At 69.7% G+C, this 11946-nt stretch carries 11 protein-coding genes and 1 tRNA gene; 11 read left to right on the top strand and 1 reads right to left on the bottom strand.

Annotation, left to right across the window (positions count from 1 at the left end):
* Nucleotides 1-26 precede the first annotated feature (26 nt).
* The 11 genes from AC1DZA_RS03650 (at nucleotide 27) to AC1DZA_RS03600 (ending at nucleotide 10769) form a co-directional block, all read left to right on the top strand.
* Nucleotides 27-103 (top strand) — tRNA-Pro (locus tag AC1DZA_RS03650).
* Nucleotides 104-323: 220 nt separating this feature from the next.
* Nucleotides 324-1397, top strand: coding sequence for a glycosyltransferase (locus AC1DZA_RS03645; protein ID WP_476771743.1), 1074 nt, complete (start codon nucleotides 324-326; stop codon nucleotides 1395-1397).
* An 11-nt stretch (nucleotides 1398-1408) separates the two neighbouring features.
* The gene (locus AC1DZA_RS03640; protein ID WP_476771742.1) at nucleotides 1409-2905 is read left to right on the top strand and encodes a lipopolysaccharide biosynthesis protein; all 1497 of its coding nucleotides are present in this window, start codon (nucleotides 1409-1411) and stop codon (nucleotides 2903-2905) included.
* Nucleotides 2902-4161 (top strand): polysaccharide pyruvyl transferase family protein, encoded by a 1260-nt coding sequence (locus AC1DZA_RS03635; protein ID WP_476771741.1) that lies wholly within the window; start codon nucleotides 2902-2904, stop codon nucleotides 4159-4161. The genes AC1DZA_RS03640 and AC1DZA_RS03635 overlap by 4 nt, the downstream gene beginning before the upstream one ends.
* A gap of 46 nt (nucleotides 4162-4207) precedes the next feature.
* A complete protein-coding gene (locus AC1DZA_RS03630; protein WP_476771740.1) occupies nucleotides 4208-4657 on the top strand; it encodes an acyltransferase in 450 nt (149 codons plus the stop codon).
* The gene (locus AC1DZA_RS03625; RefSeq protein WP_476771739.1) at nucleotides 4654-5655 is read left to right on the top strand and encodes a glycosyltransferase family 2 protein; all 1002 of its coding nucleotides are present in this window, start codon (nucleotides 4654-4656) and stop codon (nucleotides 5653-5655) included. Before AC1DZA_RS03630 ends, AC1DZA_RS03625 begins: the two co-directional genes overlap by 4 nt.
* Before the next feature lie 210 nt (nucleotides 5656-5865).
* Nucleotides 5866-6960, top strand: coding sequence for an acyltransferase family protein (locus AC1DZA_RS03620; protein ID WP_476771738.1), 1095 nt, complete (start codon nucleotides 5866-5868; stop codon nucleotides 6958-6960).
* Nucleotides 6961-7014: 54 nt separating this feature from the next.
* Entirely contained in the window at nucleotides 7015-8025 is a 1011-nt protein-coding gene (locus AC1DZA_RS03615; RefSeq protein ID WP_476771737.1) for a glycosyltransferase, read from the top strand.
* On the top strand, nucleotides 8022-9110 hold the full coding sequence (locus AC1DZA_RS03610; protein ID WP_476771736.1) for a polysaccharide pyruvyl transferase family protein: 1089 nt from the start codon (nucleotides 8022-8024) through the stop codon (nucleotides 9108-9110). The genes AC1DZA_RS03615 and AC1DZA_RS03610 overlap by 4 nt, the downstream gene beginning before the upstream one ends.
* Complete coding sequence (locus tag AC1DZA_RS03605; RefSeq protein WP_476771735.1) at nucleotides 9110-10153, top strand: glycosyltransferase family 4 protein; 1044 nt, start codon at nucleotides 9110-9112, stop codon at nucleotides 10151-10153. The genes AC1DZA_RS03610 and AC1DZA_RS03605 overlap by 1 nt, the downstream gene beginning before the upstream one ends.
* Nucleotides 10134-10769, top strand: coding sequence for a YdcF family protein (locus AC1DZA_RS03600; protein WP_476771734.1), 636 nt, complete (start codon nucleotides 10134-10136; stop codon nucleotides 10767-10769). The genes AC1DZA_RS03605 and AC1DZA_RS03600 overlap by 20 nt, the downstream gene beginning before the upstream one ends.
* On the opposite strand, the gene AC1DZA_RS03595 is transcribed toward AC1DZA_RS03600, so the two are convergent.
* Complete coding sequence (locus tag AC1DZA_RS03595) at nucleotides 10741-11934, bottom strand: acyltransferase family protein (RefSeq protein ID WP_476771733.1); 1194 nt, start codon at nucleotides 11932-11934, stop codon at nucleotides 10741-10743. The genes AC1DZA_RS03600 and AC1DZA_RS03595 overlap by 29 nt on opposite strands.
* Nucleotides 11935-11946 lie beyond the last annotated feature (12 nt).

Raw genomic sequence — 11946 nt, 5'->3', positions numbered from 1 at the left:
CCTTGTGGAGGCCCGCGAGGGCCGACCGGGGTGTGGCGCAGCTTGGTAGCGCGCGTCGTTCGGGACGACGAGGTCGCAGGTTCAAATCCTGTCACCCCGACCAACTCTCATCGCAGATCCCGACGAAATCCCCCCTCCATCGGAGGGGGGATTTCGCGTTCCTCCGCCACACGGACACCCCCTTGCCGTTGCGTTTCGAGCCGGTTACATGTGGGTGTCGATCTGCGCAACTCCCCGCCTCCAGCGCGACCCGCCGTTATATCGTGACGGCAGAGGATCAGCGTGGTTCCCGTCCGGAAACCTCGAACCTGGAGCCGCCGCGCATGACCTCTCCTGATCTCACCCGCACCCTCGACGGACCCGGCCTCGCCGCACCCTCGTCCACCGACGGGCCCGATCTGGTCGTGCTGCACAGCCTCCGAGCGCCTGACGGGACGACGAAGTACGTCGACCACATGGTCGATGGCGCGAGCGACCACGTGTCGATCAAGTTCTTCTCGTGGCGCACCGCGCTCACCGGCTCCTACGACGTGTTCCACGTGCACTGGCCGGAGCTGCTCATCAGGGACCGGAAACCCGCCCGTCGCCTGCTCAAGCGCCGGATGCTCGATGCGCTGATCCTCCGCGCCAGGCTGACGGGCACGCCCATCGTCTGGACGGCGCACAACGTCGACCCACACGAGCAGGGTTCTCCTGCCGAATCGCGGTCGCTCCGTCGACTGCGCCATGCGATCACGCTCGCCATCCGCCTGAATCCGACGACGGAGCTGCCCTCTGGAATGGATGCCGTCACCATCCTGCACGGGCACTACAAGGACCAGTTCGCGAAGTATCCGCATCGCGAGGCGCTGCCGGGCCGGGTGCTGTACTTCGGCATCATCCGTCCGTACAAGGGCGTCGACGTGCTCATGGACGCGTTCCGCGAGATCGACGACCCGACGCTCCAGCTGCGGATCGTCGGCGACCCCCACGCGGGCCAGGCCGAGATCGTCGAGGCGGCGATGGCCGGCGACGAGCGGATCACGGCGCTCCTCCGCTTCGTCAGCGACGAGGAGCTCGTCGAGGAGATCACCTCGTCGTCGCTGGTCGTGCTGCCCTACCGGGAGAAGATGCACAACTCGGGCGTCGTCCTCGTCGCCCTCTCGCTCGGACGTCCGGTGCTGGTCCCGGCCTCGCCCACGAACCAGGCGCTTCGCGACGAGGTCGGCGAGGAGTGGATCATCCAGTACGAGGGAGAGCTCACGCACGAGATCCTCACGAGTGCGTTGCAGGACGTGGCGTCGCGATCGCACGAGTCCGAACCGGCCCTGAGCGATCGCGACTGGAAGCACGTCGGCGAGCTCCACCACCGTGCCTACGTGCAGGCGCGCGAGTCGCGCCGCACGCGGGTGCGCTGAGACGGGTCGGCATGTCGCCGAGCCTGGGCGCATCCGCCTCCCGCGGCGCCGCCGTGACGCTCAGCGGGCAACTGGTCCGCGTGCTGATCCAGCTGTGCGGGATCGTCATCCTCGCGCGCCTGCTGACGCCGGCCGACTACGGTCTCGTCGCCATGGTCACGGCCATCGTGGGGGTGGCGGAGATCTTCCGCGACTTCGGGCTGTCCGCGGCGGCCGTGCAGGCGAAGACGCTCTCCCTGCACCAGCGCGACAACCTGTTCTGGACGAACACCGCGATCGGCCTCCTGCTGTCGCTGACCGTCCTCGCGACATCGGGACTCATCGCGGGCCTCTACGACGATCCGCGACTGCAGAGCATCACCGCGGTGCTCTCGGTGACGTTCCTCCTCAACGGCATCTCGACGCAGTACCGCGCCGACCTCAATCGCAACCTCTCGTTCTTCCGGCTGTCGCTCGCAGAGATCGGCGGGCAGGCGGCGGGCGTCGCCAGCGGCATCGTGCTGGCGGTCCTGGGGTTCGGGTACTGGGCGCTCGTCGCGCAGCAGGTCGTGCAGGCCGGGCTCACCGTCGTGCTGCTCGTGGCCTTCGCGCGCTGGATCCCGGGATGGATCCATCGTGGTGAGTCGATCCGTTCCTTCATCGGCTTCGGGGCGAGCCTCTTCGGCTCCCAGCTGCTCGGATACGCCGCCCGAAACGCCGACAGCGTCGTCATCGGCGCCCGATTCGGGCCCGTCGACCTCGGCCTGTACAACCGGGCGTTCCAGCTGATGATGCTGCCGCTGCTGCAGATCAACGCTCCGTCCACGCGCGTCGCGCTCCCGGTGCTGTCCCGCCTCCAGGACCAGCGGGAGCGGTTCGCGGCGTTCATCAGCTTCGGCCAGGTGGCGATGCTCACGATCATCGGGGTGGCGTTCGCGTACCTCGGCGCGCAGGCCGGTTCGGTCATCGCCGTGGCCCTGGGCGACCAGTGGGTCGATGCGACGCCGATCTTCCAGATCCTGCTCGTCGCCGGCTTCTTCCAAGCCGCGAACTACGCGGCGTACTGGGTGTTCCTCGCCAAGGGCCTCGCGCGTTCCAACTTCCTGTACGCGCTCGCGACCCGTCCCGCGATGGTGGTGCTCATCGTCATCGGGTCGGCCTGGGGCGTCTACGGCGTCGCGATCGCCTACACCGTGTCGCTGGCGCTGTCGTGGCCGGTCGCGTTGATCTGGATCTCCAGGGTGTCGGATGCCCCGGCCGGGCAGTTGTTCCGCAACGGGCTGCGGTCGCTCGTCGTCTTCGGCATCGCCGCGGGTGCGTCGTTCGCATCGACCGTCGCGTTGCCCGAGGACGCCTACGTCGTCCGCCTGGCGGTCGGACTGGCGGCACTGGTCGTCGCGCTCTCACTGCTCGCGCTCGTCTGGCCGACCTTCCGCCGAGATCTCATCGCACTCGCCGGCGCCCGCCGGTACTTCGCGCGTTCGCGAGGCGCGGGCCCGGATGCCGCCACACAAGGAGGAGAATCATGATTCGTCGCGTTGTCCGCAAGATCCGGCGAACGTTCGATGAGGCGGTGCTCGCCACCGGCGTCGGGGCGCGCAGCGACCGGAGGAACGTCGCCCGATGGGCGGGAACGCGCGGCGGCGACCCGGCTGGCCCGCATGTCGTGATCACTGCACCCGGCGGTGGCAACATCGGAGACCAGGCGCTGTTCGAGGCGTTCGTGGAGTCCACCTCGGGGCCGGTCGTCGCCGTCACGAGCTCGGCCGACAGCGTGGCGGTGCCGCCGGCGCTGGCCGAACGCGTCGTCGTGCTCGTGCTGCCCGAGCTCGTGTACGGCCGAGGCGCGGCACGCCGACCGGAGCTGGAACGATTCGCACGAACGGTCGCCGGGGCGGCCAGCCTCTCGGTCATCGGGGCCGACATCATGGACGGCCGGTACAGCCTTCGCGCATCCGTGAACCGGTCGAACGTGGCGGCAGCGGTCACCGCGCTGGGCATCGACACCCGAATCGTCGGGTTCAGCTGGAACGGCAGCGCCCGGGTCGCCGCCCGACGGGCGCTCGTGTCGGCGAGCACGAACGGCGTCGTCCCGATGCTGCGGGATCCGGTCTCCGCGCGCCGCGCCGCCGCCGACGGCGTCCGGAACATCCGCGAGACGGCCGACATCGTGTTCGCCGCAGAGACCGTCGACACGTCATCGACCTCGTTCGTGGCCGGCGTCACGAAGCCGATCGCGCTCGTGAACGTCAGCGGCCTGATCTCCCGCACCTTCAGCCAGGATGAGGAGTTCGAGCTGATCATCGGGCACCTTCGCGCGACCGGGCACCACGTGATCCTCCTCCCCCACGTGTCCAGGCCGAAGGGCGACGACCTCGTCGCCTGCCAGTCGGTGTACGAGCGGGTCGGCGCCGAGGACGTGACGTTCGTCCGCGAGCTTCTCACTCCGGCGCAGATCCGCGGCCTGACCTCCGTCGCCTCCATCACGATCACCGGTCGCATGCACCTGGCGATCATGACGCTGTGGAGCGGAAAGCCGGCCATCACGCTCGCGACGCAGGGCAAGGTCGAGGGGCTGATGGCGCTCATCGGCGCGCCAGAGCTGTGCGTCGTTCCCCGCGCGGGATTCGGCGTCGACGTCGTGGCCGCGATCGACGCGACGATCGGTGCCGACTCCCCAGCGAGGCGCTCCATCGCCGATGCGCTGCCCCGCGTGAAAGAGCTCGCCCGGCGGAACGTCGAAGGACTCCGCACCGGGCACCCGGTCGTCGAGGGGGTGAGCTGACGTGGCGGGCACGGCACGAGGTGCGCTCGCGAGTTCCATCGGCGGCATGGCCGTGTGGGGACCCCGTTCGCGTCGACGCATCCTGTCGGCCTTCGGCGTGCGCATGGCCCGCTCGGTCCGCGTCTATCCGTACATCAAGTTCCTCGGCGGCGTGGACCACCTCGTCGTCGGCGAGCGCGTGTTCCTCAACGCCAACGTCCTGATCGGGTCGGGCGCACCCATCACCATCGGCGACGGCGTGTCGATCGGGCCGAGCGTGCAGCTGCTCCCCACGAGCCATGAGATCGGCCCGTCGAACGCACGCGCGGGCTCGAACGTCTCAGCGCCGATCGTCGTCGGCGACGGCAGCTGGATCGGGGCGGGTGTCACGGTGCTCGGCGGCGTGACGATCGGTCGCGGCGCGGTGATCGCGGCGGGCGCCGTCGTCAGCAAGGACTGCGAGGCCGATTCCGTCTACGGCGGTGTCCCCGCCCGACTCATCCGGAGGATCGAATGACCGACTCGAAACCCGAGGACGGCTCGACGGTGGACGCGACCATCATCGTTCCGGCGTTCAACGTCGAGGACTACCTCGAGACGGCGCTGCGGCGGCTGGTCGAGCAGACGCATCCGTCGTTCGAGGTCATCGTCATCGACGATGCGTCGACGGATGCCACGGGGACGATCGGTCGCGAGTTCGCCGGTTCGCATCCTCGCGTCCGGTACCTGCTGCAGTCCCTGAACGAGGGCGTCGCCGCCGCCCGCGAGCGAGGCGTGCGCGAGGCTCGGGGCGAGTTCGTCTGGTTCGTGGACGCCGACGACGACTGGCCCGCCGATGCGCTGGTGACCCTCGTCGCCGCTGCCCGCCGGCACCGTGCCGATCTCGTCTGCGCGGGAGCGGAGTACCTGCTCGTCGACGGGACGCGGAAGCCGGTCGGCGCCCTCGGCGCTCCGAGGGAGCTCGGCGCCAGGTCGGCGTTCCTCGGGTTCCTCCGCGGCGACATCACCGGGCATCTCTGGAACAAGCTGTTCCGGCGTGACCTGCTCGGCACGATCGACTTCACCCGCTCGCGCCAGCATTCCGACCAGGCGATGGTGGCCCAGGCCATCGCGCATGCGGGCGTCGTCGCGCTGATCGACGTGGACGTCTACACGTACAAGCTGAGACAGGGGTCCATCATCCGATCGGGCAGCCGTCGCGCCGAGTCGCTGGCGACGGTCTCGTCGGTGGTGCGCGCCACGGCGGCGAGCCTGGACCCTGCGCTCCTCGAGAGCCCGGACTTCCGCTACTACACGGCGCGCTTCGACGTGCTCTCCCGGATGAAGGACGCCGCGTCACCGGCGTACGGAACCGACGAGTCCGGACGCCTCGTCCGTGAGATCAGGAAGTCGCTCACGGCACCGGTGCTCTGGTCGACGGTGCGCAAACGGGACTTCAAGCGGTTCGCCCTCCTGACCGCGGCACGCGTGAGCATGCCGGCGTTCCGGGTCGGGATCCGTCGCGGAGGTGCATGACCGTGGCGCGCATCCCGTCGGCACGCCTGGCGTGCAGCCAGTGTTTACACAGCCGACTCACGCCGGTAAGACCGCGTCACTACCGTGAGAACTGCAATCACTGCCGGACCCTGGGGGCGACTTCGATGGGGACTCGGCAGACCCGATGGAGTGGCCAGGCACCCGGCCTGTGCAGTCGGGGCGGCCGTCTCCCCGTGATTGGACGAGACGATGAGCTCAAAGACTCCCCAACCCATCTACGAACGCGGGAACATCGGCCGGAAGGCCTGGGTCGACTTCGCCAAGGGCGTCGCGATCCTGATGGTCGTGTACTACCACTCGGCCCTCTACCTCTCACACGTGGGCGTTGGCGGAACGGTCGGCGTGCTGAAGGCGGTCGGCGAGCTCTACGCGATGCCGGTGTTCTTCCTCATCGCCGGCCTGATGAACTTCCGGACCTCCACGTGGACATTCGGCCAGACCTGGCGTCGGAGACTGTGGCCGATCCTCTACATCTACATCCTCTGGTCGGTCATCCGGGCGGTGTTCTACCTGGTGGTCCCCGGAATCAACGGGGAGCTCGGAGAGCTCTCGGCGACGAATCCCCTGAGCCTCGCGCTCATCCTGGTCTGGCCGAGCAGCAGCTACTGGTTCATGTACGCGCTCTTCCTCTTCACGCTGCTGGCGTGGCTGCTGCGACGCGTTCCCCGCTGGCTGCAGGTGGGCGGGCTCGCGCTGGTGTCGACGCTCGTGACGACCGGGCTCCTCTCCGCGCAGAACATCGGATGGAATCGCATCCTGGCGCTCGCGGTCTTCTTCGTGGCGGGGACGGTGTACGCGAAGCAGATCAACGCGCTGATCGACCGTGCGGGGTCGGTGGCGCTGCTCGGAGCGATCCTCGCGTTCGTGGTCTCATGCGGCGCGCTCGTCGTCCTGCACCTGCGGTTCGTGCCGCTCGTGGTGCTGGCCGGCCAGGTGTCGGCGGTCGCGGTCGGGATCTTCGCCTCGAAGTACCTCGTCCGATTGCGACCACTGCGGTTCGTCAGCCCGCTCGGCAAGCAGAGCCTGCAGATCTACCTGTTCCACCTGTACATCATCGTGCCGGTCACGGGCCTGATCGGGCTGCTGTACCCGGATTGGCCACGACCGGTCAACGTCGTGGTGCAGTTCGCGCTCGTCGCGTTCACCGTGCTCATGTCGCTGCTGCTCGCACGCCTCACGCAACGTGCTCGCTGGCTGCTGGTCCCGCCGTCGCTGCCCCGCGCATCGGCTCGTTCCACCGACCCATCTGGCGACGTCCGCAGGGCGGCGCGCGACCTGACGTGAGTCGCGGCATCCGACCGGTTCGTGCGTCGGCCTCCCGCCGGGAAGGGGGGACGCATGCCTAGGACACTCGAACTGGCCCCGACCACCGAGCGACGGCTGCTGCTCGCGGCGTCGACGGGCGGCCACCTCGCCCAACTGGTGCGGCTGGCGCCGGGGCTCGGCGCGTCCGACGAGTCCCTCTGGGTCACGTTCGACTCGCTGCAGGAGAAGTCGCTGCTCGCGGGCCGGAACGTGCTCCACGTGCCGTACGTCGGGCCGCGCGACTACGTCGCGCTCTACGCGGCGTGGCGACGCATCTCATCCGAACTCAAGGGCCAGCGCTTCGACGCGGCGGTGAGCACGGGCTCCGCGCTCGCGCTCGCCGCCCTCCCGGCCGCTCGCCTGGCCGGCATGCCGGCCCTGTACATCGAGAGCGTCTCCCGAGTCGACGGACCATCGCTCTCCGGGCGGGTCCTCGCGATGTCGCGGCTCGCCGAGATGCGGACCCAGCACGCGACCTGGTCGAACGGGCGTTGGAAGGTGCATCCGAGCGTACTGAACGACTACGTGAGCGGCCGGCGGACGGTCGACACGCGGCGCCCGCTGAAGATCTTCATCACGCTCGGCACGATCAAGGGTTTCGCGTTCGATGCGCTCGTCGACCGCATCCTCGACCTGGGCATCGCGAATGAGGACACGGTGTGGCAGTTGGGGAGCACGCCGCCCCGACGCGACCTCCCCGGAACGGTGCGGTCCTTCGTCGACGCGGCCGAGTTCGAGGCCTACGCGCGGGACGCGGACGTCGTCATCACCCACGCCGGAGTGGGAACGATCCTGGGGCTCATCGACCTCGGGATCTACCCGCTCGCGGTGGTGCGACGAAAGCGCCGCGGCGAGCACGTGGACGATCACCAGCAGCAGATCGCCGGCATGCTGAACGATCTCGACATCGGCAGGGGCGCCGAGGTCGATGACCTGGACCGCGGCGTCATCGAGTCGGCCGCGCGCCGATGGACCAGCGTCCGCGACCAGACCGTGACCGCAGAACGCTCCGACGCGAGCCGCACGAGTGGAGAACGAGCATGAGCCAGGCGCAGATCTTCGTCCCGGGGGTCGGGCAGTACGAGAACATCGGCGACATCATCCTGCGTCGCCAGCTCATCGCGTGGCTGCGGCCGCTCGGCCGGCTCCACGTCTACGTGGGTCCATCTCCCGACGGCTACGCGACCGCGCTCGGCGTCGGGGACGATGACGTCGTCTACCGCTCGTTCGGAAGCTGGTATCGCGCCGGACTGCGATCGGCCGCCCGGGGCGACGGGTCGTACGTGTTCAAGCCCGGCGAGATCCAGCTCACCCTCGTCGGCATGAAGGAACACCTGAGCATGCTGCCCATGGCGGGCCTGATGCGGGCACGAGGCGGGCGGGTCGCCAGGATCGGAGCCGGCTCGCGGAACTTCGCGCCCCTGCCGAGGCTCCTGATCACCCCGTCGATCATGCTCTCCCAGTTGACGGCATGGCGGGACGTGAAGACCGTCGAGTACCTCGGACGCGGCGAGCTCATGCCCGACCTCGCCTTCGCCGAGGGTCCCGACGACTTCGACCACCCCGGCACCAGGGACACCATCGTCGTGTCGATGCGCGTCGACCGCCCCCTTCCCACGGCGGAATGGATCAGGGGCATCCGCTCGTTCGCCGACGCGAACGGCCTGCGCATCGTCGTCGCCACCCAGGTGCTCCCCGACAGCCCCCGATCGATCTGGCTCGCCGATCGACTCGGCGCGGAGCTGCAGGACTGGGACGGGACGGATCACGAGGCCCAGGAGCTCGCGCTCCGCGAGACGTATCGCAGGACGGCGCTCGCGATCAGCGACCGCATGCACGTGCTCATCGCCGCGTACACCGAGGGCGCGGTTCCGATCGCGCTCCTCGTCGACCGGTCGGACAAGATCGACCGGCACTTCCAGGCGGCCGGCATCCAGGACGTGTCGGTGGCCACCGACGGCATGGATGCGGCCGGCATCGAGGTGCGTCTCGGCGACGTGCTCTCCCGCCGGGCGGAGATGATGGCGGCGCTGGCCACGGCCAAGGCCGACCTGGAGACGGTGCGCAGCGAGCTCGCCCGGCTCCTGACCGACGACGACCGGACGCCCGTTCTGGCGGAGGCGCGCTGATGGCCGGGGACCGCAGCTCCACGATCCTCGGGCACGACCTGGTGGCCTGGCACGTCGGTCGGCGCGGCGAGGTGGCCGGCGGCATGACCCAGGTCGTCAACGCCTACACCGCCTGGGACTTCGAGTCCTTCGACATCCGCGTGATCCCGTCGCGTGACGGGAGCCGCGGCCTCAGGGCGTACCTGCTCTTCCTGCGCGCCGTCATGGCGGTGCGGAAGCTTCGAGACCCCGAGCGGAACCTCGTCGTGGTGCACCTCTCGCAGGGGGGCTCCTTCGTGCGCGAAGGATACCTGCTCCGCTTGGCCAGCCGCCGCGGCTTCGCCACCATCGCCCACCTCCACGGAAGCAGCTTCGTCGACTACGCGAACGCGAATCCCGAACGCGTCGGCCCGGTGCTTCGCTCCGCCTCGCGGGTCTTCGTGCTGAGCGAGGCGACCCGCGCCGCCGTCGCCGGCTTCATCCCCGAGGAACGGATCGAGATCGTACCCAATGCGGTGGCGTCCGCACCCGCCGCGGAGAAGCATCCGCGGATCGTCTTCGGCGGCAAGGTGTCGACGAGGAAGGGCGTCGACGTGCTCGTCGACGCCTGGCGGGCGCTCGAGCCCGACGGCACCTGGCACCTCGAGATCGCGGGCCCGGTCGCCGAACCCGAGCTCGTGCCGGGCGACCTCCCGCATGCCACCGTGTTCGGCTCGCTCCCGCACGCCGAGCTCCTCGCCCTGCTCGACTCGGCGGCGGTCGCCGTGCTGCCGTCGCGTGACGAGGCCATGCCGATGTTCATCCTCGAGGCGATGGCCCGGGATGCCTGCGTGATCGCCACCGATGTCGGCGGCATTCCCGCGGTGCTCGGCGACGGATCCGGGATCCTCGTGCCCGCGGGCGACGTCGAGTCCCTGCGCAGGGCGCTCGCGAGCGTGATGACGTCGGAGCCGACGCGGCGCCGCGTGGTGGAACGTGCACAGCGGACCTTCGCCGAGCACTACTCGGCCTCGGCGCTCTACCCCCGACTCGAGCGGCTGTGGCGTGACGCCCTCGACCGCTGAGGCCGCTGAGCCCGTCGCGGCAGCTGAGACCGCCCGCCCCCGGACCGCCGCGAGGCGCCTCCGCCGTGCCGTCGGCGCGGCGGCCATCACCGTCGGGGCGCTCGTCGTCGCGTTCATCCTGGTCGGGCTTCCCCTGTACGTCTTCCCGACGGTCGATGCGGTGCCGGCCCAGGCCGACGTGGTCTACGTGATCGGCCCGCCGACGCCCGCACGGATCGCACTCGCGCGAGAGCTCATCGAGACGGGCGCGGCCGACGAGATGCTGATCTCGATGCCCGGCGACGCCCTCGCCGAGGGCACGCCGTCGCGTGGCCGATTCAGCGCGTGCAACCTTCCGGGCGGCGACGTGCTGTGCCGGGCGCCCGACCCCGCCACCACGCAGGGCGAGGCCCGGCTCCTGGCCGAGACGGCACAGGAGCAGGGCTGGGACAGTGCCATCGTCATCACGATGACCCCGCACGTGTCGCGTGCTCGCATGATCATCGACCGGTGCTTCGACGGTGAGCTGACCATGCGGGCCGTCTCCGACCAGCCGTCGGGACTGGGCAGCTGGGTGCACCAGTACCTCTACCAGAGCGCTGCGTTCGTCAAGGCCCTGGCCGCACCCGGCTGCTGATCGGCCTCGGGCCGCTGAGCAGACCGGTTCCCGGTGCGGCGGTTCCGGTCATCAGGAAGCGCAGCACGGGCACGCAGTTGACGAGCTCGTAGACGATACCGGCGACCAGCGCCGTCAGGATCACGGTGAGGACGAAGCCGACGAGCGAGGGAACTCCCGCACCGATGAAGAGGAGCGCGAAGCCCAGCACGAGCGGCTGGTGCACGAGGTAGACGACGAGTGACGAGTCGACCAGCCAATCGACGATGCGCGACCGCTCGCGGAAGACCCGCGTCGCCACCTTGAACGCGAGCGCGGCCCAGACGAGCCCGGCGACGGGCCAGAGAACGGCCTGGGTCACGAGCGCCGCGGGTGCATCGGATGCCCCGGCCAGCGCCATGCCGATGAAGTAGGCCGCGGTGGCGAGGCCGAGGACGAGCAGGGGCGTCCTCCGGAGCTGCATGAACCGCTCCAGGTACGCGGGGCGGAAGGCGAGGACGAGACCGGTGAGGAAGGCCGGTGCATAGATCACGAGATTGCGGGAGACGAGGTTCGAGAGCAGGCCCGCGATGCCACCGGCCGTCCACACCGCGAGGCCGAGGACCACGATCGCCGACGACGCGGCGAGGTAGGCGAGGAGGCCGAACCGCCAGCCCGCCAGGCGGCCGGTGATCGTGGCCGTCGCTCGAGCGACGTGCCGGCGGATCGGCGGCGCGAAGAGCAGCGCGAGCACGCCCGAGTAGATGAGCAGCACGACCAGGAACCAGAGGTGCATCGTCCAGTAGGAGCCGGGGTGCGACCACTGCGCGACCATGAAGTCCCAGATCGAGCGACCACTGGCGCCGCGGGATGCCGCGATGATGGCCCACTGGATGGGGCTGAGCACCACGATGCCGAAGAGGAGCGGGATCCCGAGTCGCTGCAGTCGTCCGGCGTACCAACGACGGGCACCCCGCCTGCGGACGACCATGAGCGCGAAGAAGCCGGCCACGATGAAGAACGTGGGCATCCGCCAGATGTGGAGGAACTCTGCGAACGCGATGAGGAGTGGCGAGGGTACGTCAGCGCCAACGAGCCAGGGCAGCCCCGAGAACGCGAGCGCCGAGTGGTAGGGGATGCCGAGCACCATGAGCGACGCCCGGAGCCCGTCGAGGTAGTGCAGCCGGGGCGGCGATGCGGCGGTCACGATCGGCCGCGC

It is taken from the genome of Agromyces sp. P2_B3 (genome assembly GCF_056404815.1).
This window is presented reverse-complemented; position numbering and strand designations above follow the sequence as displayed.

Excerpts from the sequence above, each read along its gene's own strand:
- AC1DZA_RS03615 (WP_476771737.1), top strand. The coding sequence starts at position 7,015 with ATGCCTAGGACACTCGAACTGGCCCCGACCACCGAGCGACGGCTGCTG.
- AC1DZA_RS03625 (WP_476771739.1), top strand. The coding sequence starts at position 4,654 with ATGACCGACTCGAAACCCGAGGACGGCTCGACGGTGGACGCGACCATC.
- AC1DZA_RS03645 (WP_476771743.1), top strand. The coding sequence starts at position 324 with ATGACCTCTCCTGATCTCACCCGCACCCTCGACGGACCCGGCCTCGCC.
- AC1DZA_RS03635 (WP_476771741.1), top strand. The coding sequence starts at position 2,902 with ATGATTCGTCGCGTTGTCCGCAAGATCCGGCGAACGTTCGATGAGGCG.
- AC1DZA_RS03605 (WP_476771735.1), top strand. The coding sequence starts at position 9,110 with ATGGCCGGGGACCGCAGCTCCACGATCCTCGGGCACGACCTGGTGGCC.
- AC1DZA_RS03640 (WP_476771742.1), top strand. The coding sequence starts at position 1,409 with ATGTCGCCGAGCCTGGGCGCATCCGCCTCCCGCGGCGCCGCCGTGACG.
- AC1DZA_RS03620 (WP_476771738.1), top strand. The coding sequence starts at position 5,866 with ATGAGCTCAAAGACTCCCCAACCCATCTACGAACGCGGGAACATCGGC.
- AC1DZA_RS03610 (WP_476771736.1), top strand. The coding sequence starts at position 8,022 with ATGAGCCAGGCGCAGATCTTCGTCCCGGGGGTCGGGCAGTACGAGAAC.
- AC1DZA_RS03630 (WP_476771740.1), top strand. The coding sequence starts at position 4,208 with ATGGCCGTGTGGGGACCCCGTTCGCGTCGACGCATCCTGTCGGCCTTC.